Here is a 21,811-nt window from a genome sequence, read left to right on the forward strand (position 1 = left end):
GCGAAACGAAACCGTTCCGTTTCGCATTCGGGAGTGGCATGGATCACCTGTACGAGTTGCCAGCCCCCCTCGGCGCGGAAAGCATTGGGGGGTGAGTCACGACGCCGCGTACCTCCGTTTCCCGCACCTGCACGGCGATCTGCTGTGCTTCGCCACCGAGGACGATCTCTGGGTCGCCCCCCTCGTCCCCGAGGGCGAAACCCCCGGCCGGGCCTGGCGGATCACCGTCGACCGCACCCGGGTCGGCCACCCGCGCTTCTCCCCCGACGGCAAGCACATCGCCTTCACGACCTGGCGCAGCCTCGACCCCGAGGTCCACCTCGCCCCCGTCGACGGCGGCCCCGCCCGCCGGCTGAGCTACTGGGGCTCCACCGACACCCGGGTCTGCGGCTGGACCCCGCCCGACAAGGACGGCCGCAGCGACATCCTGGCCGTGTCCTCGCACGGCCAGCCCTTCTCCTACTACTCCTGGGCGTACGACCTGCCCACCGACGGCAGCCCCGGCGGCCAGCTCCCCTGGGGGCCGGTGTCCGACATCGCCGTCCACGACGAGCCCGGAGGCGAGCGGCGCACCCTGCTGCTCACCGGCAAGCCCCCGCACGAGCCCGCCGCCTGGAAGCGCTACCGGGGCGGCGCCACCGGCCGGCTGTGGCTGCACGGCAAGCGGCTGCTGGAGGACATCGAGGGCCACCTCGACTCGCCCATGTTCGTGGACGGGAGGATCGCCTTCCTCTCCGACCACGAGGGCATCGGCAACCTCTACTCCTGCCTGCCCGACGGGACCGACCTGCGCCGGCACACCGACCACGACGAGTTCTACGCCCGGCACGCCTCCAGCGACGGCTCCCGGGTCGTCTACCAGTGCGCCGGGGACATCTGGCTCGTGGACTCGCTGGCCCCGGACACCGCCCCGCGCAAACTCCAGGTCCGCCTCGGCGGCCCGCGCGCGGGACGGCGTACCTACCAGGTGCCGGCCGCCAGCCATGTCGACTCCCTCTCCGTGGACGCCACCGGGCGCGCCAGCGCGGTCGTCGTGCGCGGCAGCCTGTACTGGCTCACCCACCGCGACGGGCCCGCCCGGACCATCGCCGACACCCCGGGCGTACGGGTACGGCTGCCCGAGATGCTGGGCAGCGGCGGGAAGGTCGCGTACGTGACGGACGCCGAGGGGGAGGACGCGATCGAGATCGCCTACCTCCCGCGGGCCTCCGGCGACCAGGAGCCGCGCCGGCTGGCCTCCGGCGAGCTGGGCCGCGTACTGGAGCTGCTGTCCGATCCGGACGGAGAGCGGCTCGCCATCGCGTCCAACGACGGGCGGCTGCTGCTCATCGACGCGACCGAGGAGTCCGACGGTCAGGTCACCGAGCTGATCCGCTCCATCAACGGGCCCGTCACCGACCTGGCCTTCTCCCCCGACGGATGCTGGCTGACCTGGTCGCACCCGGGCATCGGGCGCTCGCTGCGCCAGATCAAGATGGCCCGGATCTCCGGACCGGGCGCGCACACCATCGTGGACGTCACCAACGGCCGCTTCGAGGACGAGAGTCCGGTCTTCACCCGGGACGGCCGCTTCCTCGCCTTCCTGTCGTGGCGCGGTTTCGACCCGGTGTACGACGTGCACACCGGCGACCTGTCCTTCCCGCTGGGCTGCCGCCCGTACCTGGTGCCGCTGTCCTCGGCCACCCCGTCCCCCTTCGCGTTCACACCCGACGGCCGCCCGGCGGCGGGCGGACTCGACCCGGTGGAGAGCGAGTCCGGCGAAGGCGACGGCACGGTGACCGTCGAGGTGGAGGGCCTGGAAAGCCGGGTCACGCCCTTCCCGGTGGCCGCCTCCAAGTACTCGGCCCTGCACCCGGTGAGCGGCGGCGGGCTGGTGTGGCTGCGCTGGCCGATCTCCGGCGCGCTCGGGGAGACCTTCGCCAACCCGGCCGACACCACGGGCAAGCCGACGCTGGAACACTTCGACATCACCAAGGCCCGCAAGAGCGAACTGGCCTCCGGGCTGGACTGGTTCGCGCCCAGCGGCGACGGCACCCGGCTCGTGATCAACGACGACGGCGACCTGCGCGCCGTCCCGGCGACCGAGTCGGGCGACAGCGACTCCACCGTCTACCTGGACCTGCGGCGCATCCTGCACGAGGTGGACCCGGCGGCCGAGTGGCGCCAGGCCTTCGAGGAGGCCGGGCGGCTGATCCGCGCGTACTTCTGGGAGCCGGACATGTGCGGCATCGACTGGGACGGGGTGCTGCGACAGTACCGCTCCCTGGTCGAACGGGTCGCCTCCCCCGATGAGTTCGCCGACCTGATGCGCGAGGTGCTCGGCGAACTCGGCACGTCCCACGCGTACGTGTCCCCCGCGCGCAGGAACGAGGGCCCGCCGCACTACCAGCGGGCGATCGGGCTGCTCGGCGCCAACCTCGTACACAGGGACGAGGGGTGGATGGTCAAGCGGATCCTGCCCGGCGAGTCCTCGGACTCCAAGGCCCGCTCCCCGCTCGCCGGCACCGGCATCCGGGAGGGCGCCGTACTCACCCACGTGGACGGGCGCCCGGTGGACCCGGTGACCGGGCCCTACCCGCTGCTCTCGGCCGCCGGCGGCACCACGGTGGAGCTGACCTTCCAGCCCGCGGAGGGCGAGGGGCACGCCCGGCGGGTCGCGGTCGTGCCGCTGATCGACGAGCGGCCGCTGCGCTACCAGGACTGGGTGTCCAAGCGGCGCGCGGTGGTCCGGGAGGTCAGCGGCGGCCGGTGCGGCTACCTGCACATCCCCGACATGGGCGGCTCGGGCTGGGCGCAGTTCAACCGGGACCTGCGGATGGAGATGTCCCGGCCCGCGCTGATCGTGGATGTACGCGGCAACGCGGGCGGGCACATCAGCGAGCTGGTGGTGGAGAAGCTGACCCGCTCGATCCTCGGCTGGGACCTGACGCGCAACGCCCAGCCGGTCAGCTACGCCTCCAACGCGCCCCGCGGCCCCATCGTGGCGCTGGCCGACGAGGCGACCTCCTCCGACGGCGACATGATCACCGCGGCGTTCAAACTCCTTGGGCTCGGCCCGGTGGTCGGCCAGCGCACCTGGGGCGGGGTGGTCGGCATGACCGGCCGGCACACCCTGGGCGACGGGACCGTGATCACGGTGCCGATGAACGCCGCGTGGTTCCCGGAGTACGGGTGGTCGGTCGAGAACCACGGCGTCGAACCGGATCTGCCGATCCTGCGCACCCCGCTCGACTGGGCGGAGGGGCGGCACGCACAGCTGGACGACGCCGTGTACCTGGCGCTGGAGCTGCTGGAGCAGGACCCGGCCGCGGTGCCGCCCGGCTACACGGACGTACCCGACGGGCGCCGTCCGAAGCTGCCGCCCAGGACGTAGGCGGGCATGTTCGAGGGGCGCGACCCGCGGTGTTCCGCGGGTCGCGCCCCTCTAAGCCGCAGCCGTAGCCGAAGCCGAAGCCGCAGGCCGAAGCCGGCTGGGGCTAGGCGTCCCAGGCGTCGTCGGTCTCGTCGAACTGGGAGCGCGCCGGGTCCGGCTTCTCCTGACCCTGGGACTTCTTGTCCCTGAGCTGCTGGGCGCGTTCGGACGCCTCGTCCTTCGCGCCCTTCCGGGCCTGCTGCGCCTTGCCCTTGAGCTCGTTCGCCTTGTCCTGGAACTGGTCCTTGATGCCCATGCTGTTCACTCCTGAAGAGGTGTAGGGGACTGGGCCTCGACCAGACTTGCACGGGCGGACAAAGCTCGCATTTCGATCAGTTACTCTGCGTACGCTCCTGCTCGTCGGCGGCGCCTCCGGCCCCCACAAGCCCCTTGGAAACACTGGCGAGTCGCGGCTCGAAGCGCTTCATCTCCCGCTGCCCGACGGCCGAGATGATCCCGGGCAGGTAGCCCCGTACGCCCTGCATCCCGCGCAGCCACCACTGCGCGTACACGTGCGGCGAGCGCCGCTCGATGCCGGCCACGATCCGGTCGACGGCCGGTCCCAGCGGGTACGTACGGTTCGACGGCCACGGCAGCCGCTGGCGCAGCTCCCGCATCACCTCGTCCTGGTCGGCGCCGCGCACCATATCGGTGTCGGTCCAGGAGAGGTAGCCGACGCCCACCTTGACGCCCTTGTAGCCGACTTCGGCGCGCAGGCAGTGGGCGAACGCCTCGACGCCGGACTTGGAGGCGCAGTACGCGGTCATCATCGGCGCCGGTGTGATCGCGGCGAGCGAGGCGATCTGCAGGAAGTAGCCGCGGCTCTCCGTCAGGACGGGCAGGAAGGCCCGGGCGGTCACCGCCCCGCCGATCAGGTTGACCTCGATGACCCGGCGCCAGGCCTCGGGGTCGGAGTCGGCGAACGGCCCGCCGGCGGCCACGCCCGCGTTCGCGACGACGATGTCCACCTTGCCGAACCGCTGCTTGACCTCCTGCGCCACCCGGGCCATCGCCTCGTGGTCGGTGACGTCGGCGTACCAGTGGTCGCTGTCGGTGTGCAGCCGCCCGGAGACCTCCTTGAGCGCCTCCGGCTCCAGGCCCACCAGGGCGATCCTCGCCCCGCGCGCGGACAGCTTGCGGGCGAGCAGCTCGCCGACCCCGCGGGCGGCGCCGGTGACGACGGCGACCTGGCCTTCCAGACTCCTGCGAGCGCTCACGGCGTCTTCTCCTTCTCGGTGGTGTCCTCGGTGGTGTTGAGATACAGCGCGGACAGCTCGCGCACGGCGTTCGTGACGGCCTCGGGGGCCTCGATCGGGGTCATGTGCCCCATTCCGGTGAGCTCGGTGAGCCCCACGCAGTTCGGCAGCGCGGCGGCCAGCCCACGGGCGTGCACGACCGGCGTCAGGCGGTCGTTCTTGCCGCCGATGACGGCGGTGGGCGCGGTGAGAGCGGCCAGGTCCGCGTCCAGGTCCAGCCCCGCCAGTACCTCCGACCAGGCGTGCCGGACCCGGGTGGGGCAGGCGTGCACGATACGGGCGCACGCCTCGACCCTGTCGGGCGCGGAGCCGGGGCCCATGGTGGCGTACTTCAGCACCTGCTTGGCGACGGGCGTGACGGGCCCGAGCGGGGCGCGCGATCCGAGGACCGCGCCGGTGATACGGGTCCTCGCGCGCCCGGCGCGCAGCGGCACGACCAGGGCCTCCGCGACCAGCCGCGAGCTGCCGGTGCTGCACAGCAGCGCGGCCGCGGTGCGCTCGGCGAACTCCGGCCGCCCGGCGGCGGCCATGATCGTCATCCCGCCCATGGAGTGCCCGGCGACGATCGCCCGCTCGCCCGGCGCGAGGGTGGCCTCCAGTACGGCGACGAGGTCGTCCGCGAGGGCGGTGGTGCTGTAGGCGGAGGCGGCGGGACTGCGCCCGTGCCCGCGCTGGTCGTAGGCGATGACCCGGTGGTCGGTGGCCAGGGCCCGTATCTGCACGGCCCAGAAGGCGGTGGAACAGGTCCAGCCGTGCGCCAGCACCACGGCCGGCGCGCCCTCGTCCCCGTGCACCTCCACATGCAGCCGGGACCCGTCGGCGGACACGGCCACCAGCTCCCGGCGGGCGACGGGAAGCGCGTACGGCCCCGCGGTGACGTGCGTCAGCCGGCTCATGCCGCGCCCTTTTCCGCGGCGGCGGCCGCCGGGACCGGTTCGCGGTCCCGGATGCGCAGGACCTCGTACTCCGACAGGTCGACCGTGCGCGTCTCCGTGCGGAACTCGCCGGTCGTGCCCGGCCAGACGGTCGTGTTGCGGCCGCCCGCGTCGAGGTACCAGCTGGTGCAGCCGCCGGTGTTCCACACCGTGCGCGTCATCCGGTCCTGGACCCGCCGGTTCCACGCTTTCACCGCCGACGGCCTGGCCGCCAGCGCGGTCCGGCCGCCCAGCACGTTCAGCTGCCGCATGTAGTCCGCCATGTAGTTCAGCTGCGACTCGATCATCAGGATCATCGAGCTGTTCCCGAGCCCGGTGTTCGGCCCGATGATCGTCATCCAGTTGGGGAAGCCGGCCGCGGTCGCCCCGCGCAGCGACTGCATCCCGTCCTTCCACTGGTCGGCGAGGGTCTTGCCCTCGGCCCCCACCACCCGGTCGGCGATCGGCATGTCCGTGACATGGAAGCCGGTCCCGAAGATGATCGCGTCGACCTCGGTCTCGGTCCCGTCGGCGGCAACGAGGGTGTTGCCCCGGATCTCCTTCAGCCCGGAGGCGACCAGATCCACATTCGGGCGGGCCAGCGCCGGGTAGTAGTCACTCGACAGCAGGATCCGCTTGCAGCCGATCCGGTACGAGGGCGTCAGCTTGGCCCGCAGCCCCGGTTCCTTGATCGAGCGCGCCATGTTCGCCTTGGCCAGCGACTCGACCAGCCCGAGCTGGTTCGGCCGCTTGGTGAAGGCGCTGACCTGAAGCTCCCGGATCCCCCACAGCAGTCCTCGGCGCGCCGCCCGGGTGAAGGGCAGCTGGCGGTGCAGCCAGCGCTCGACGGCGGAGATGGCCCGGTCGCTGCGCGGCATCACCCACGGCGGGGTGCGCTGGAACAGCGTCAGCCGGTCCACGTCGGGCGCGATCGCGGGCACGATCTGGATGGCCGAGGCGCCGGTCCCGATCATCGCGACGCGCTTGCCGCGCAGGTCGTAGTCGTGGTCCCAGCGCGCGGAGTGGAAGACCTTGCCGGGGAACTCGGCGAGCCCCGGGATCTCCGGCATCCTCGGATCGGAGAGCGGCCCGGTGGCGGACACCACCACATCGGCGGTGAGCTCCCCCGCGGCGGTCTCGATCTCCCAGCGCAGCGCGTCGGCGTCCCAGCGCATCATCCGGACCTCGGAGTTCAGCCGGATATGCGGCCGCAGCCCGAAGGTGTCGGCGACGTGCTCCAGGTACGCCCGGATGTGCGGCTGCCCGGAGAAGGTCCGGGGCCAGTCCGGGTTGGGCGCGAACGAGAACGAGTACAGATGCGACGGCACGTCACACGCGCACCCGGGGTAATTGTTGTCGCGCCAGGTCCCGCCGACCGAATCGGCGCGCTCCAGTACGACGAAGTCCGTGATCCCCTCGCGCCTCAGCCGGACCGCGGCCCCGAGCCCGCCGAATCCGGACCCGACCACCGCCACCCGTACGTGCTCGCGTTTGCCGCCCACACTGCTGCCGCCCACATTGCTGCCGCCCATGCCCGCCGCCTTCCGCTTCCGCTCCGCAGTCCCAGCCACACCATCGCGCCACCATCGCGCCACACTGCCAGCAATCACTGGCACAATCGGGAGAGTAGAGCAGCTCCGTACCCATGGGTAGGGGTCGCGCCCGGAAAGTTACTTCCGGTACGCCATAGGCTGCGCCTGTGGCGAAGGAAGAGACGGAAGCAGCGAAGGCAGCGAAGGCAGTGCGCGAATACCGTACGGAGGAGCTGGCCGAGGCGGCCGGCATCCCCGTCCGCACCCTGCGCTTCTACCGCGAGCGCAAACTCCTCCCCCCGCCGCGCCGCGAGGGCCGCATCGCCTGGTACGACGACCACCACCTGGCCCGGCTGCGCACCATCGCAGCCCTGCTGGAGCGCGGCCACACCCTGGGCGGCATCGCCGAGCTCACCGCCGCGTTCGAAAGCGGCCGCGACGTCAGCCAGCTCGGCGAGCTGCTCGGCATCGGCTGGTCCGAGGAGACACCCGTACGCCTGACGCCGGAGGCCCTCGCCGACTACTTCGAGGGCGAGGTCACCCCGGAGAACCTGGCGGCCTCCCTCGACCTCGGCTACGTCGCCGCCGACGGTGACGAGATCGTGCACGTCAGCCGCCGTCTGCTGGACGTCTCCTCGGCCCTGGTCCGCGAGGGCGTCCCGCTGTCGGCCGTCCTGGAGACGGGCCGCCGGGTCCGCGAGCACGCGGACGCGCTGGCCACCCTGTTCACGGAGCTGATCGCGACGCACCTCTCCGAGGACGCCCTCCCGCGCCTGCGCCCCTTGGCGAAGAGCGTGGTCGAGGCGGAACTCTCGATGGCGATGGACCGCTTGCGCACACGGGCGGATCAGGACCCCAGCTCGTAGACCACGGATCAGGACCCCAGCTCGTAGACCACGGATCAGGACCCCAGCTCGTAGACCACGGTGACGGGAGCATGGTCGGACCACCGCTCGGGGTGCGTCTCGGCCCGCTCCACGAAGGCCTTCACGGCCCGGGCGGCCAGCCCGGGGGTCGCGATCTGGAGGTCGATGCGCCAGCCGGCGTCGTTGTCGAAGGCCCGCCCCCGGTAGGACCACCAGGAGTACGGCCCTTCCACATCCGGATGAAGAGCCCGCACCACATCCACGTACCCCGCGGTGCCGTAGACCTCCCCGAGCCATTCCCGCTCCTCGGGCAGGAACCCGGCGCTCTTCCGGTTGCTCTTCCAGTTCTTGAGGTCGGCTTCCCGGTGGCAGATGTTCCAGTCGCCGCACACCACGACCTCACGCCCGTCCGCGGCCGCCTTCGCCTTCAGTCCCTCCAAATAGGGAAGGAACTCGCCCATGAACCGGTACTTCTCGTCCTGCTTCGCGGTACCGGCCTCCCCGGAGGGCAGGTAAAGACTGGCGACAGTCACCCCAGGAAGATCTACTTCCAGGTACCGCCCGCTCGCGTCGAATTCCGCACTCCCGAATCCGACCTGCACCCGCTCGGGCGCCCGGCGCGTGTACACCGCGACCCCGGCCCGCCCCTTGGCGGCGGCCGGCGCGAACACGGTGTGCCAGCCCTCGGGCACCCGGGCCTCGTCCGGGATCTGCCCTTCCTCGGCCCGTACCTCCTGCAGGCAGACCACATCGGCATCCGACCCGGCAAGCCACGGCACGAAGCCCTTCTTGGCGGCAGCACGGATCCCATTCACATTCACGGACGTCACAGTGATCAAAGCGGGCTCCCCATATCGCACAAAACGCGAGCAGCCTACCCGGCGTCCCCTCCCGCGTACGATGTTCGAATGTCTGACGGGATCCAGCTCTGCACCGTGCCGTACGACCACCCGGACGCGGTCAAGCTCAATGACCAGGTCCAGATCGAATACCAGGAGCGCTACCAGGGCGAGGGCGATCTCACCTATCTCGACCCGGCGATGTTCGCCCCGCCGAACGGCCTCTACCTGCTCGCCTACGACGCCTCGGGCACCCCGGTGGCCAGCGGCGGCTGGCGGAGCCAGGACGAGAACGACGAGGGCTACTCGGACGGCGACGCCGAGCTGAAGCGCATGTACGTCATCCCGGAGGCCCGCGGCCTGGGCCTGGCCCGCCGCATCCTGGCAGAACTGGAAGCCGACGCCCGCGCGTCAGGCCGCCTCCGCATGGCCCTCGAAACCGGCGACCAGCAGCCGGAAGCCATAGCCCTCTACCGCTCATCGGGCTACACAGTGGCCCCAAAATTCGGCCACTACCGCCACTACGACAACAGCCTCTGCATGGCCAAGCCCCTCCACTAGCCCCAACCGCCCCGCCGCCGCTTGAGGCGCGGGGCCGGGGGCGGAGCCCCAGGCAGCCCCTCCGACGCCGGAGGCGCGGAGTCCGGGGCCCAGCCCCAGAAACCCTCCAGCCCCACCGGCGCCTGAAGCGCAGAGCCCGGGCCAGAACCCCAGGAACCCTCCAGCCCCCGGCGCCTGAAGCGCAGAGCCCGGGGCGGAGCCCGCGGATCCCTCCAGCCCCGCCGACGCTTGAGACGCGGAATCCGGGGCGGAGCAACCCACCGGCGCCCGAGACGCAGAACCCAGGCCGGAGCCCCAGGAACCCTTCAGCCCCGCCGGCGTTTGAGGCGCGGGGTCCGGGCGGAGCCCGGGGAAACGGAGAAAGGGCGGGGCGGGGAGAAAGCCCGCGCAGCGGCCCAGCGGCCCCAGCGGCCCGGTGGAGCATCACCGCCAGACCGGCCGATCCGACCCCCACCGAGACGGCCCCCGCCCCCACCCCCCAAACGGCACCGGCGCCCCCGCATACCGCAGCACCCCATACCCCGAGGAAACCTCCCGCAGCCACGGCTCAGCCGCATACCCCGCCTCACCCGGACCCGCCGGACCCGCCGGCCCCGCCGGAACATCCCGAACCAGCCAAGACGCCGTCCCCGCCAGGGAAAACCGCAACCCCCGCCCACCCCCCTCGGCCAGCGCCCGCAAAACCCCCGCCGCCACCAGATACCCCGTCCCGTGATCCAACGCCTGCGCAGGCAACACCCCAGGCACCCCCGGCCGCCCCCCACCACCGCCCCCGCACACCGCCGCGATCCCATATCCCGCCTGCACCAGCGAGTCGAACCCGCGCCGCCCCGCCCACGGCCCCCACCCCCGCCACCCCCACGCACACAGCTCCGCCACCACCAGCCCCGGCCGCCCCGCCAACAGCTCGCGCGCCCCCAGCCCGTAGCGCTCCAACGCCCCCGGCCGGTACCCGCTCACCACCACATCCGCCCCGTCAAGCAGGCCCTCGAGCACGGCCCGGTCCCCCGCGTCCGCCAGGTCCAGCACCGCCGACCGCTTCCCGAACCCCGTATCCGCATGCGCGTCATCCGACTCCGGCAGCCCCGGCGAGTCGATCCGCAGCACGTCCGCCCCGAGCAGCCCCAGCGTCCGCGTCGCGACCGGCCCGGCGATGACCCGGGTCAGGTCCAGCACCCGTACCCCCGCCGCAGGCAGCGGCAGCGCCGCCGCCCCCAGCACCCGCCCCTGCCCACCGGACTCCCATACCTCCACCAGCGGCTGCCGCTCCCCGTACCCCTCCGCCACGGCGACGGCAAGCCCGCCCTCCCCGTACACCAGCTCCTGCACCTCAACAGCGCCCCGCCGCGCCACCGCCTCCCGCAACCCCTCCGGGGTACCGGCACCGGCCCCCAACGCCCGTACCAGCGCTTCCCGGTGATGCGGATAGTTCGCGTGCGTCCGGACCCAGCCGTCCGCCGCCTCCCAGAACCCCGACAGCGGCGCGAACGTGACCGGCTCCCGCCCCTCCACCCGCAGATGCCGCTCGCTGACGAACGCCGTCGCCACCGCGCCCTCGTCGACCACCAGTGGAGCCACATCGTCCACCCCACCGCCGCCCCGCACCGCGGCCAGCTCCGCCGCGGCGAGCGAGCACACCCCAACCGTGGCCCGCGCCAACTCCCGTACAGGCAGCGGACCTTCCCCCAGGTCACTGCCTCCGCGGTACGCCACCCGCCCCACCAGCTCGCCCGCCCCACCGAGCGCGGCCCACGCCTGCGATGTCCCACCGTCATGAGTAGTCACGTCGACATTCTCAACGAAAGAACCGGGGACCCAGCCGTACAAGTTGTCGCGGTCGGTCCGGGCCCGAGCCCGATGTCCATTCCTTCGCCCTCGACCTGGTCGACACCGCGCGCCGCGGACTACGACCCGGTGCCCGCCCCGCGGGATGTCACATGACCACGGGCCGCAGCCACCGAGCCGCGCCACGTGCTCCTGAGGGCCAGTAGGAGGTCCGTTTCGCTGACGCGGCCTCGGCCATGGCTGGGAGCACCTCACCCAGCAGGCTCTCGAGAACACCCCCCGCGCCTGGGCCACTGGCGTGGACCGCACGCGTCGTCACCTTGACATCAGGCCTGTTCCCAAGGCGCGGGATCCGGACGGCGAAGCCACCACCAACCATCCGGGTCCTGTTCGGCTGACGCGCCCGTCAATTCCCCACGGAGACCGCCTGCGACGTCTTCCGTTGTCGCTACCGCAAAGCGCCTGTCCAATTGTTCCAGAGCCGCATTCAGCAGCGCGGTCACTTCACGAGGCAGGCAGGTGCCGATTTCCGCAAGGTCGTCGCGGGCTTCCAGCCGCTCTCGATAGAGGTCGGCCGGATACCAACCCGACGGTGCCCAGCCAGACTCCATCTGCCTGATGACCCTCTCCCACACCACCAAGTTGACCTTCGCGGACCAGATAGAGCTACCGCTGTCATCGTCAGCGGCCTGTCGCACCTTCTCAACTGACGCTGCGAAGGCTTGGGCAATGGGAGTGTCCGGCCGTTGCTCCCGTACGATCTCGGCGAATCGCGTCACCGTTGCCCGCGGGAGCTGAGCAACCGGCGCCTCGACGGCGGTAACCGTGTAGAGCGGTCGCTCATCGTCGGAGAGTTCGAGCCGGGCGCGGGTGAGGAGGCCCTCCTGCGTTACCGCCCAGTAGGCGCTGGGAGGCGCTTCCGAAGCGGGAAAGAGGACGGTCGTCGTCGCGGCCTTCGCGAACCTCGCTGCAACGTCGCGCTCAAGCGGCTGATCAGCAACTTCCTCCTGGGCATAGATGTCGAGCGACCAGGCCAAGTCGCCGTGAATCGCTCTGTGTTCGCACGAGACAAGTGCGTCCCAATTCCGGAGGTCGGGGTCACCGTCAGGATCGGCCACATCCACATCACCCACCGCGACGCCGAGACATCCGGCGAGTGCCACAGCCATGCTCTCGGGTCGAATGGGGTCGACGGTAAGGATGCTGTAGATCACTGATACGTCCCGTTGTAGATGGCGGCCCGCGCGAACACCTGACACCCCAGCACCAGCGCAGCCCCGGCGCCACTCCGACACCAGACCACCGCCCGAGGCCCCGCCCACGTTCGGGCACCACCTCGAGCACGTCCCCACAAACGCCGAGATCCCGCCCAGCCTTTCGGCTGAACGGGATCTCGTGACGATTCCCGAGAGCTACTCGGGAACTGTCGTCTGTGGACCTGTGGGGATTTGAACCCCAGACCCCCTCGATGCGAACGAGGTGCGCTACCAGACTGCGCCACAGGCCCTTGCGACGTGTGAAACATTAGCATCCCCGCGCGGGTGCTCCAAAACCGGTATCGGGAGCGTCCGCGCAGGTCACCGATCACTCGTTCGCGGCGCGCGGGCGGCCCTCGCCCTCGTACTGATCGAACAGCGGGGTGCGGCCCCGGTCGCGGCCGCGTGGGCGGGGCGGGGTCGGCTGCTTGGAGTCCGGCTTCGCGGCCGGGGCGGGGACGTGCGGCTGGGCGCGCAGCCTCGGCTCCGTCGGCTCGGCGGTGCTGGAGCGGGCCGAGCTCCAGCCGTCCGGGGCCGCGGGGCCGGTGGCGCGCGGGGCGACCGGCGCCGTCACGTACGTCGGCAGCGGGACCGGGACGGGCTCCCAGCTGTCACCGCGGGCCGGGCCCCGGTCGCGTTCGCGCTGCTGGTCCACCCACTCGGCGTGGTCGGTCTGCTCCACCAGGGCGCGCCGTCCCGCCTCCTGCGGGGAGACCGGTGGCGCGGGGTCCGGTTCGCCGCCCTCGACGGCCTCGGGCTCGCGGCGGCGCGGCCGGTTCTCCCTCAGCTGGCGCGCGGCGGCCTCGGCGCGGCGCCGGTCCATCGTGAACTCGTACCGCCGCCGCTCCTGGACCCGCAGGTGGACGATGTACGTGCTGAGGAGGAGAGCCGGGAGGGCCGGGGCCCACAGGAACCGCAGCCCGCCGACGGCCGCGACGACGGCGCCGAGCGTGAAGACCAGGAAGAGCAGCGCGGTGGTGCGCCGGCGGCGCGCGAGCGCCTGGAGGCGCTGTTCGCGCCGGGCGCGCTCCGCCCGGTCCACCCGATCGGCCGCGGCCGATCTGGGTTCCGCCCGGGTCGGGGGCACGACAACGGCCCGGGCGTCGGCGTCCACGGAATTCACCGTTTCCGTCGCGGCGTCCGGGTCCGCTTGGGCTTGGGGCTCCGCCTCGTCACCGCGCTCACGCAGCCCCTTGGCGTAACGGCGCTCCATCCCCGCCCGGCCGGACAGCAGCCGAATGGCGGTGGAGAAGCGTTCCGTCGGACGGGCTTCGTTCAGCTCGTCCTGCCTCCGGAGCCACATGGGCACCAAGTAGGCGGCCCAGGCCCCGACAATGACTGCGTAGATGAGGCCGCTGCTGCTCACACCTCACACCGTAGAGGGGCGCGGCCGAGCGGATCCGCCAATTGAGCCGGTGTGTCGCACGAACTGGCTGATATCACGGACTTTTTTTGTGATTCTTCGGATCAGGTTATGGACGAATCCGTTTGGAATTCGAACGCTTTATCGATTCACCGCGGATTGGCACGCTTCCACCGGCTCAGCAGGCCCTCCGGGGCCTCCTCCGCCGTGAGCGCGAACACGAGGTGGTCCCGCCAGGCTCCGTCGATGTGCAGGTAGCGCGGCCGCATGCCCTCCTCGCGGAAGCCGAGCTTCTCCACCACGCGCCGGCTCGGGGTGTTCTCCGGACGGATGCAGACCTCGATGCGGTGCAGCCCCACCTTCGCGAAGCAGTGGTCCACGGCGAGCGCGACGGCCGTCGGCATCACGCCCCGCCCCGCCACGTCGCGGTCCACCCAGTACCCGACATGGCCCGCGCACATCGAGCCCCAGGTGATCCCGGCGACCGTCAGCTGGCCGACCAGCCGGCCCTGGTACTCGATGACGAACGGCAGCATCCGCCCCGCGTTGGCCTCCGCCCGCAGATGGCGCACCATCTGGCGGTACGTCGGCCGCTGGATCACCGGTCCCCACGGCGCGGGCGGCGGAATCGTGGCCTCCCACGGCCGCAGCCAGTCGCGGTTGCGCCGGTTGACCTCGCGCCAGGCACGCTGGTCGCGCAGTTTTATCGGCCGGAGCGTGACATCCCCGTCGGTCAGTACCACCGGCCAGGAGGGGCCGTTCAGCTCGCGCTCCCGGTGGGCTCCGACGACGGTCTCGGGTGGTCGCCGCCCCGGATCTGGTCCACGGCGTGCGGCAGGATGCGGCCCAGCACGGCGAGGCCGTCGCGGACACCGCCCGTGGAACCCGGGAGGTTCACGATCAGGGTGTGGCCCGCCACGCCCGCCAGGCCCCGGGCCAGCGCCGCGGTCGGCACCTTGGCCAGGCCCTCGGCGCGGATGGCCTGCGGGATGCCCGGGATCTCATAGTCCAGCACCCGCGCGGTGGCGTCCGGGGTGCGGTCGGTCGGCGAGATGCCGGTGCCGCCGGTGGTGATGATGACGTCGTACCCGGCGGCCACGCCCTCGCGCAGCGCCTGCTCGACGGGGTCGCCGTCCGGGACGACGCGCGGGCCGTCCACCTCGAAGCCGAGCTTCTCGAGCGCCTCGGCCAGCAGCGGCCCGCCCTTGTCGGCGTACACGCCCTGCGAGGCCCGGTTGGAGGCGGTGACGACCAGAGCCCGCAGCAGCGGAGCCCCGGCGGCAGGCGGCTGCGCCGGCCAGGCCTCGCCCGCGGCGGGACCGTGGCCGACGGGCTCGTGGCCGGCGGACCCGTGTCCGACGGGCCTGTGGCCAGCCGGCCCGTGGCTGTGGCTGTGGGCCTCGCCGCCGCGCGGGGCGTTCACGCGCGGGTCCAGTCGCCGGACTTGCCGCCGGTCTTCTCCTCCACCCGGACGTCCGTGATGACGGCGCCCTTGTCGACGGCCTTGACCATGTCGATCACGGTGAGCCCGGCGACCGCGACGGCGGTCAGCGCCTCCATCTCGACGCCCGTGCGGTCGGTCGTCTTGACGGTGGCCAGGATCTCGACCGCGTCGTCGGCCACCGTCAGGTCGACCTTCACGCCGGACACGGCCAGCGGGTGGCAGAGCGGGATCAGGTCGGGGGTCTTCTTCGCCCCCATGATCCCGGCGATCCGCGCGGTGGCGAGGGCATCGCCCTTCGGCACGCCCTCGCCCCGCAGCAGCTCGATCACCCGGGGGGAGACGAGGACGCGCCCGCTGGCTCGCGCCGTCCGGGTGGTGACGTCCTTCTCCGAGACGTCGACCATCCGGGCCGCGCCGGCCTCGTCGATGTGCGTCAGCCTGCTGTGCGTGCTCATATGTCGTGCCGCTCCCGCTCCGGGCCCCGCAAGGGCCTGTGTGGTGCAACACGCTACCCGCACCCGCGGGTACTCAGCCGAGCAGGACCACTTCCAGCTCCGCCCCCGGCTCCACCGAGGTGACGTCCTCCGGTACGACCATGAGCGAGTCGGCGTGCGCCAGTGCGGCGATCAGGTGCGAACCGGATCCACCGACGGGGCTTACCGTTCCGCTCTCGGCGTCGTACTTACCGCGCAGGAACTGGCGGCGGCCGGCCGGGGAGCCGATCGCCTTGTCCGCCTTGAGCTCGGCCCGTACGACCGGACGGCTGACGTCGGGCAGGCCCATCAGGGCGCGGATCGCCGGGCGCACGAACAGCTCGAAGGAGACGTACGAGGACACCGGGTTGCCGGGCAGCGCCAGCAGCGGGGTGTGGTCGGGGCCGATGGAGCCGAAGCCCTGGGGCTTGCCGGGCTGCATGGCGAGCTTGCGGAAGTCGACCCCGCCGGCGTCGATGTCCTCGCCGTCCGCGCCCCCGGCGGCGACCGAGGTGAGCGCCTCCTTGACCACGTCGTAGGCGCCCACGCTGACCCCGCCCGTGGTGACCAGCAGGTCGGCGCGGATCAGCTGGTCCTCGATGGTGGCGCGCAGGGTGTCGGCGTCGTCGGAGACCGCGCCGACGCGGTACGCGATGGCGCCGGCGTCCCGCGCGGCCGCGGCCAGGGCGAAGCTGTTGGAGTCGTAGATCGTCCCGGGGGTCAGCGCCTCGCCGGGCTGGACCAGCTCGCTGCCGGTGGACATCACGACCACGCGCGGCCGCGGCCGCACCCGGACGGTGCCGCGCCCGATGGCGGCGAGCAGCGCGATCTGCGGCGGCCCGAGGATTGTTCCGGCGGCGAGCGCGAGGTCCCCGGCCTGTACATCGCTTCCGCGCGAGCGGACATGCGCCCGTGCCTGCGCCGCGCGGTGCACCCGTACCTCTCCCGCGGCGCCCTCGGGCGCGGCACTGGCCGGGGTCATCCCCGAGGCGGCGCCGCCTCCCGTACCGCCGTCGGTCCACTCGACCGGTACGACGGCCTCGCTCCCGGGCGGCAGCGGGGCGCCGGTCATGATCCGGGCGGCCTGGCCGGGGCCGACGGTGGGCAGGTCGCCACTGCCCGCCGCGACGTCCCCGATGACCGTCAGCACCGCCGGGAACTCCTCGCTGGCACCCTGGACGTCGGCCACGCGGACGGCGTACCCGTCCATGGAGCTGTTGTCGAAGGGCGGGAGGGCGACGGGCACGGTGACGTCCTCGACCAGGACACAGCCCTGGGCGTCCAGCAGCTGGAGCTCGATGGGCTCCAGCGGCCGGACCGCGGCGAGGATGTCCGCGAGGTGCTCGTCCACCGACCAGAGGCGCTGCTCCCGCTGCGCGCGGCCGGTGTCCTGCGGTGCGGAACTGCTCAAGGTGCTACATCTCCTCCGTGACGTAATGGCGAAGCCAGGTGCGGAACTCCGGGCCCAGGTCCTCACGCTCGCACGCGAGGCGGACGATGGCCCGCAGATAGTCCCCGCGGTCCCCGGTGTCGTAGCGGCGGCCCCGGAAGACCACGCCGTGCACCGGGCCGCCCACGCTCTCGTCGGCGGCCAGCTTCTGCAGGGCGTCGGTGAGCTGGATCTCCCCACCGCGGCCCGGCTCGGTCTCCCGCAGTATGCCGAAGATCGCGGGATTGAGGACATACCGTCCGATGACCGCGAAATTGCTGGGCGCGTCTGCCGCGTCGGGCTTCTCGACCAGGCCCGTGACGCGGACGACGTCCGGGTCGTCGGTGGGCTCGACGGCGGCGCAGCCGTAGAGGTGGATGCTGGAGGGGTCCACCTCCATGAGGGCGACGACGGTGCCGCCCGTGCGCGCCTGGATGTCGACCATGTTGCGCAGCAGCGGGTCGCGTGGGTCGATGAGGTCGTCGCCGAGGAGGACGGCGAAGGGCTCCCGGCCGACGTGCGGCTCGGCGCAGAGCACGGCGTGGCCGAGGCCGCGCGGGTCGCCCTGGCGCACGTAGTGCATGGTGGCCAGGTCGCTGGACTCCTGGACCTTCTTGAGCTTGTCGTCGTCGCCCTTGGCGATGAGGGCCGATTCGAGCTCGTAGTTCCGGTCGAAGTGGTCTTCGAGGGGTCGCTTGTTACGCCCAGTGATCATGAGGACGTCGTCCAGCCCGGCCGAGACCGCTTCCTCGACCACGTACTGGATGGCCGGCTTGTCGACGACCGGGAGCATTTCCTTGGGCGTCGCCTTGGTCGCCGGAAGGAAGCGAGTGCCGAGGCCCGCGGCCGGGATGACGGCCTTTTTGATCACGGGGTGCGACTGAGTCATGCCAGCACGATAGTGGGTCGCACAGAACGTCCAGGTTAGATTCCGATGAATAGATCCACTTACGCCCCCATTCCAAAGGAGAACCATCCGCTAGTGGCAGGAAACCCCATAAATCCGGCGGCGAAGGCCGCGCTGCGCCGGGAACTCCTCGCCGCCCGCCGCGGCCTGACCCCCGAGGCCTGCGAAGCAGCGGCCCGCGCGCTCTCCCGCTCCGCCCTCGCACTGCCCGAACTCTCCGGTGCCCGCACGGTCGCCGCGTACGTCTCCGTCGGCACCGAACCCGGCACCCGCGAGCTGCTCGACGGGCTGCGCGCGGCCGGGAAGCAGGTGCTGCTGCCCGTACTGCTGCCCGACAACGATCTCGACTGGGCCGCGTACGAGGGCCCGGGCAGCCTCGCCGAGGCCGCGCACCCCGGGAAGATGCGGCTGCTGGAGCCGGCCGGGCCGCGGCTCGGGCCGGACGCGGTCACCGGCGCCGACGCCGTGCTGCTGCCCGGGCTGGCGGTGGACGCCCGCGGGATGCGGCTCGGACGTGGCGGAGGTTCGTACGACCGGGTGCTGGCCCGGCTGGAGCGGGCCGGGGCGCATCCGGCGCTGGTGGTGCTCCTCTACGACGAAGAGGTGGTCGCGCGGGTCCCGGAGGAACCGCACGACCACCCCGTTCAGGCGGTGGCCACCCCGTCAGGGGTGGTGCGCTTCAGTTCATGACCCCGGCTTGAGGGTCAGGGTGTTGACCGTCGCCTTGTCCACGGCCTCCTTGCCGAAGGGCCACTCCAGCAGCTCGCCCTTGGCCCACAGGGAGGTCTGGTCGGTGTAGTGGGAGTGGTAGGCGTGGCCCGAGGCGCCGGTCAGGTTGATCCAGCGGGACTTGTCCAGGTCGTTGAGGTTGACGACCATCCGCATCGACGGCACCCAGGTGACCCGGTACCCGCTGGAGGCGTTCCAGCCGGTGGCGTTGACGGTGGCCTCGCCGCCGCCCACGTTCCACGGGCCGCGGTTGAGGAGCCACTGCATGAAGCCGGGGCCCTCGGTGCCGATGGTCTGGTTCTTCAGCATCAGCTGGTGCAGCCGGCCCCAGCTCCAGGTGGACTGGTCCTTGCCGAGCTTGGCGGTGAGCTCCCAGCGGGCGTCCTTCATGGCCCGGGCGAACAGCTCGTCGCGGGTGTTGGTCTCCGGCTTGTGAAGGGCGGAGGGCGAGTGCCACCACGGCGACTTCTCGTCCTTGACCAGGCGGCGGACCACCTCGAACCAGCGGTCGCCGCCGTCCGGCTGCGCCGAGTCGGAGCCGCGCGTACCGCACTCGCGGACGGTCGTGGTGAGGTCGTCGACCGGGCCGGTCGCCTCCTCGCGGACGTTGATGCAGCTGCCCTCGATGCGCAGCTCCTTCGGCATCTTGTCGCCGAAGGACAGCTTGAGGATGTTGCGCCAGACCGCGTTGAAGTAGGCGGCCGCCGCCGAGTCGGGCTCCTGGGTGTAGTTCCAGCCGTCCAGCAGCTTCTGCGCGGCGCGCACGTCCGGGTCGGAGACCTGGATCTTGGCCAGCATCGGGGTCAGCAGCGCGGCGATCTCGCTGCTGTTGTCCATCTGCATGGTGCGCATGTCGTCGGTGGAGATCTTGCCGCTGTCCTTGATCTTCGCCTCGATGAGGTCGTTGATCCGCTGGCTGCGCGCGCCGTAGCCCCAGTCGGTGGTCAGGACGTACGGGTACTTGCCGGTTCCGGTGCCGCTCTCGGTGACCGCCTGGTTGGCGGTGACGATGTAGCCGCGGGCCGGGTTGAGGTCGTACGGCATCTCGTCCTGCGGGATGTAGCCCGCGTTGCCGTCCTTGCCGCCCTTCCACGCGTACTTCGAGTCCCAGCCGGGGGCCGGCATGCGGCCGTCGCCGGCGCCGCGGATCGGGATGCGGCCCGGGGCCTGGTAGCCGATGTTGCCGCTGGGGCCCTTGTTGTCGGCGTAGATCAGGTTCTGGGACGGGACCTCGAAGTCGCGCGCCGCGGCGCGGAAGCTGTTGAAGTCCTTGGCCCGGTCGAGCTTGAAGACCGCGTCCATCGATTTGCCGGGGTCCAGGGCGGTCCAGCGCAGGGCGACGGCGTAGCCGTTGCCGCGGTCGGGGGCGGAGCTGGCGACGGGGGCGCGGGCGCCGACCGTGGCGATCTCGTCGCTGCGGTCGGAGATCAGGGGGCCGTTGTTGGTGCTGCGGACGGTGATCTTCTTGCTCTTGCCGCCCGCGACCTTGATCTCCTCTTCACGGATGGTGAAGGGGACCGTCTTGTTGTCGTAGATGTAGCCGTCGGGCTTGACCTGCTCCAGGTAGAGGTCGGTGACGTCGGCGCCGAGGTTGGTCATGCCCCAGGCGATGTCGGCGTTGTGGCCGATGACCACGCCGGGCATGCCCGAGAAGGTGTAGCCGGCCACGTCGTACTGGCACGCGGCGGAGGCGGCGCGGCAGTGCAGGCCCATCTGGTACCAGACCGAGGGCAGCTGCGGGGCGAGGTGCGGGTCGTTCGCGAGCAGCGGCTTGCCGGTGGTCGTGTACTTGCCGGAGACGACCCAGGAGTTCGAGCCTATGCCGCTGCCGTTGGGGCCGAGGATGGCGGGGATCTCGTCCAGGGTGTTGGCGAGGGCGCTCATCTGCGTGCGAAGGCCTACGGTCGCGCCCTGGGCGGTGGCGTTGCCGGCGAGGCCGGTGGCCGTGCCGCTGCCGGAGCTGGCGGACGCCTGGGATCCGGTGCCGGAGCCCGACCCGCTGCCCGCGCCGGACCCGGTGGAAGCGGAGCCCGCGGCTCCCTGGGGCGTGTACTTACCGCCGTCGGTCTTGCCGCCCTCGACGATCGGCTTCTTCCGGTCGAAGGGGTACGGCGGGTAGAGCTCGTCGATCTGCGCCGGCGTGAGCGTGCCCGACATCAGCGCGCGGTCGATCTCGTCCTGCATGTTGCCGCGCAGGTCCCACGCCATCGCCTTGAGCCAGGCCACCGAGTCCACCGGGGACCACTGCTCGGGCTGGTAGTCGTCGCTGATCTTGAGGGCGGCGTGCTCCACGGAGAGGTCCTTGCCGGACTTCCCCTTCAGGTACGCGTTGACTCCCTCGGCGTAGGCCTGGAGGTACTTCTTCGTCTCGGGCGAGAGCTTCGTGTCGTACTCGGCCTGCGCGACCTGGCGCCAGCCCAGCGTGCGCAGGAAGGCATCGGTCTCCACCTGCCCGGAGCCGAACATCTCGGAGAGCCGCCCGGAGGTCATGTGACGGCGTACGTCCATTTCCCAGAAGCGGTCCTGCGCGTGCACGAAGCCCTGCGCGCGGAAGAGGTCCTCGTCGCTGTCGGCGTAGAGCTGCGGAATTCCGTGGGAATCGCGCTTGACGTCCACGGTCCCGGCCAGGCTGGGCACCTTCAGGGACCCGGTCGTCTGGGGGAAGGAGGCGCGCACGTTGTCCGCGCTCCAGTACGCCCCGTAGCCGAGGCCCGCGAAGAGCGCCAGGACCAGCACGAGCACGATCAGACGGGCGCGTCGTCCCTTCTTCTTGACGGAAGGGGCGTTTTCGTTGGCGGGCATCGCTGTCCTTAGAGGGGCAGGGTGGTCCTGGGAGTGCTGGGAGCAACCATAGGCGCAGGACCCGGTTCGTTGATCCGCCAGGGGTCGAGGTCCTGAGGACAGGGCCCGTCGGCCGTTTCACAATGTGGTTATCACGTAAAGGGCGCGTCAAAGATTAGGTAAAGTAACGAAGTACTTGCCGCACCTGCCGCCAGGAGGAACGATCCGCCAGGCGCATTGAGGAAAGGGCCGCCCGCTGACTGT

The 21,811-nt window shown here is 71.6% G+C and carries 18 protein-coding genes and 1 tRNA gene; 4 read left to right on the forward strand and 15 right to left on the reverse strand.

The genetic code is table 11. The features are described 5' to 3' along the window. Positions 1 to 91 precede the first annotated feature (91 nt). Positions 92 to 3,373, forward strand: a complete 3,282-nt coding sequence (locus J7I97_RS04000; protein WP_214930976.1) for a S41 family peptidase — start codon at positions 92 to 94, stop codon at positions 3,371 to 3,373. A gap of 103 nt (positions 3,374 to 3,476) precedes the next feature. Here the strand turns inward: J7I97_RS04000 and J7I97_RS04005 are convergent, their stop codons facing one another. From J7I97_RS04005 to J7I97_RS04020, 4 genes are all read right to left on the reverse strand, one after another. Next, positions 3,477 to 3,668: a hypothetical protein gene (locus J7I97_RS04005; protein ID WP_214930977.1), complete on the reverse strand. Its 192-nt coding sequence runs from the start codon at positions 3,666 to 3,668 to the stop codon at positions 3,477 to 3,479. A gap of 76 nt (positions 3,669 to 3,744) precedes the next feature. Beyond that, on the reverse strand, positions 3,745 to 4,629 hold the full coding sequence (locus J7I97_RS04010) for an SDR family oxidoreductase (RefSeq protein ID WP_214930978.1): 885 nt from the start codon (positions 4,627 to 4,629) through the stop codon (positions 3,745 to 3,747). Next, positions 4,626 to 5,564, reverse strand: coding sequence for an alpha/beta fold hydrolase (locus tag J7I97_RS04015; protein ID WP_214930979.1), 939 nt, complete (start codon positions 5,562 to 5,564; stop codon positions 4,626 to 4,628). The genes J7I97_RS04010 and J7I97_RS04015 overlap by 4 nt, the downstream gene beginning before the upstream one ends. Further along, positions 5,561 to 7,114 carry an NAD(P)/FAD-dependent oxidoreductase gene (locus J7I97_RS04020; protein ID WP_214931058.1) on the reverse strand — a complete coding sequence of 518 codons (1,554 nt, stop codon included), beginning with the start codon at positions 7,112 to 7,114 and terminating at the stop codon, positions 5,561 to 5,563. Before J7I97_RS04020 ends, J7I97_RS04015 begins: the two co-directional genes overlap by 4 nt. Before the next feature lie 167 nt (positions 7,115 to 7,281). Between J7I97_RS04020 and J7I97_RS04025 the strand changes: the two genes are divergently transcribed. Then, entirely contained in the window at positions 7,282 to 7,980 is a 699-nt protein-coding gene (locus J7I97_RS04025) for a MerR family transcriptional regulator (protein ID WP_308365415.1), read from the forward strand. Positions 7,981 to 8,015: 35 nt separating this feature from the next. Here J7I97_RS04025 and J7I97_RS04030 read toward each other — a convergent pair whose 3' ends face one another. Beyond that, positions 8,016 to 8,819 carry an exodeoxyribonuclease III gene (locus tag J7I97_RS04030; RefSeq protein ID WP_214930980.1) on the reverse strand — a complete coding sequence of 268 codons (804 nt, stop codon included), beginning with the start codon at positions 8,817 to 8,819 and terminating at the stop codon, positions 8,016 to 8,018. 69 nt (positions 8,820 to 8,888) lie between these two features. Here J7I97_RS04030 and J7I97_RS04035 point away from each other — a divergent pair, with 69 nt between their 5' ends. Then, positions 8,889 to 9,380: a GNAT family N-acetyltransferase gene (locus tag J7I97_RS04035; RefSeq protein WP_214930981.1), complete on the forward strand. Its 492-nt coding sequence runs from the start codon at positions 8,889 to 8,891 to the stop codon at positions 9,378 to 9,380. 423 nt (positions 9,381 to 9,803) lie between these two features. Here J7I97_RS04035 and J7I97_RS04040 read toward each other — a convergent pair whose 3' ends face one another. The 9 genes from J7I97_RS04040 to galU form a co-directional block, all read right to left on the reverse strand. After that, positions 9,804 to 11,165 carry a CoA transferase gene (locus tag J7I97_RS04040; protein WP_214930982.1) on the reverse strand — a complete coding sequence of 454 codons (1,362 nt, stop codon included), beginning with the start codon at positions 11,163 to 11,165 and terminating at the stop codon, positions 9,804 to 9,806. 326 nt (positions 11,166 to 11,491) lie between these two features. Continuing rightward, positions 11,492 to 12,379 (reverse strand): hypothetical protein, encoded by an 888-nt coding sequence (locus J7I97_RS04045; protein WP_214930983.1) that lies wholly within the window; start codon positions 12,377 to 12,379, stop codon positions 11,492 to 11,494. Between the two features lie 219 nt (positions 12,380 to 12,598). Next, a tRNA-Ala gene (locus tag J7I97_RS04050) sits at positions 12,599 to 12,672 on the reverse strand. A gap of 77 nt (positions 12,673 to 12,749) precedes the next feature. Next, positions 12,750 to 13,787 carry a hypothetical protein gene (locus J7I97_RS04055; protein ID WP_214930984.1) on the reverse strand — a complete coding sequence of 346 codons (1,038 nt, stop codon included), beginning with the start codon at positions 13,785 to 13,787 and terminating at the stop codon, positions 12,750 to 12,752. Between the two features lie 146 nt (positions 13,788 to 13,933). Beyond that, complete coding sequence (locus tag J7I97_RS04060; RefSeq protein WP_214930985.1) at positions 13,934 to 14,527, reverse strand: GNAT family N-acetyltransferase; 594 nt, start codon at positions 14,525 to 14,527, stop codon at positions 13,934 to 13,936. 17 nt (positions 14,528 to 14,544) lie between these two features. Beyond that, positions 14,545 to 15,207 carry a molybdenum cofactor biosynthesis protein B gene (locus J7I97_RS04065; protein ID WP_374195434.1) on the reverse strand — a complete coding sequence of 221 codons (663 nt, stop codon included), beginning with the start codon at positions 15,205 to 15,207 and terminating at the stop codon, positions 14,545 to 14,547. Next, positions 15,204 to 15,683 (reverse strand): cyclic pyranopterin monophosphate synthase MoaC, encoded by a 480-nt coding sequence (gene moaC / locus J7I97_RS04070; protein WP_214930986.1) that lies wholly within the window; start codon positions 15,681 to 15,683, stop codon positions 15,204 to 15,206. Before moaC ends, J7I97_RS04065 begins: the two co-directional genes overlap by 4 nt. A 73-nt stretch (positions 15,684 to 15,756) precedes the next feature. After that, positions 15,757 to 17,112, reverse strand: a complete 1,356-nt coding sequence (gene glp / locus J7I97_RS04075) for a gephyrin-like molybdotransferase Glp (RefSeq protein ID WP_214930987.1) — start codon at positions 17,110 to 17,112, stop codon at positions 15,757 to 15,759. A 4-nt stretch (positions 17,113 to 17,116) separates the two neighbouring features. Then, positions 17,117 to 18,019: a UTP--glucose-1-phosphate uridylyltransferase GalU gene (gene galU / locus J7I97_RS04080; RefSeq protein WP_214930988.1), complete on the reverse strand. Its 903-nt coding sequence runs from the start codon at positions 18,017 to 18,019 to the stop codon at positions 17,117 to 17,119. Between the two features lie 45 nt (positions 18,020 to 18,064). Between galU and J7I97_RS04085 the strand changes: the two genes are divergently transcribed. After that, a complete protein-coding gene (locus tag J7I97_RS04085) occupies positions 18,065 to 18,727 on the forward strand; it encodes a 5-formyltetrahydrofolate cyclo-ligase (RefSeq protein WP_214930989.1) in 663 nt (220 codons plus the stop codon). Here J7I97_RS04085 and J7I97_RS04090 read toward each other — a convergent pair. Continuing rightward, positions 18,722 to 21,568 carry a penicillin acylase family protein gene (locus J7I97_RS04090; protein WP_214930990.1) on the reverse strand — a complete coding sequence of 949 codons (2,847 nt, stop codon included), beginning with the start codon at positions 21,566 to 21,568 and terminating at the stop codon, positions 18,722 to 18,724. The genes J7I97_RS04085 and J7I97_RS04090 overlap by 6 nt on opposite strands. Between the last annotated feature and the right edge of the window lie 243 nt (positions 21,569 to 21,811).

Source organism: Streptomyces sp. ISL-87 (genome assembly GCF_018614095.1).
Lineage (GTDB): Bacteria > Actinomycetota > Actinomycetes > Streptomycetales > Streptomycetaceae > Streptomyces.

Coding starts and splice junctions, on each gene's coding strand:
- galU (WP_214930988.1), bottom strand. CDS start 18,019: ATGACTCAGTCGCACCCCGTGATCAAAAAGGCCGTCATCCCGGCCGCG.
- J7I97_RS04005 (WP_214930977.1), bottom strand. CDS start 3,668: ATGGGCATCAAGGACCAGTTCCAGGACAAGGCGAACGAGCTCAAGGGC.
- J7I97_RS04035 (WP_214930981.1), top strand. CDS start 8,889: ATGTCTGACGGGATCCAGCTCTGCACCGTGCCGTACGACCACCCGGAC.
- J7I97_RS04085 (WP_214930989.1), top strand. CDS start 18,065: ATGAATAGATCCACTTACGCCCCCATTCCAAAGGAGAACCATCCGCTA.
- J7I97_RS04015 (WP_214930979.1), bottom strand. CDS start 5,564: ATGAGCCGGCTGACGCACGTCACCGCGGGGCCGTACGCGCTTCCCGTC.
- J7I97_RS04020 (WP_214931058.1), bottom strand. CDS start 7,114: ATGGGCGGCAGCAATGTGGGCGGCAGCAGTGTGGGCGGCAAACGCGAG.
- moaC (WP_214930986.1), bottom strand. CDS start 15,683: ATGAGCACGCACAGCAGGCTGACGCACATCGACGAGGCCGGCGCGGCC.
- J7I97_RS04090 (WP_214930990.1), bottom strand. CDS start 21,568: ATGCCCGCCAACGAAAACGCCCCTTCCGTCAAGAAGAAGGGACGACGC.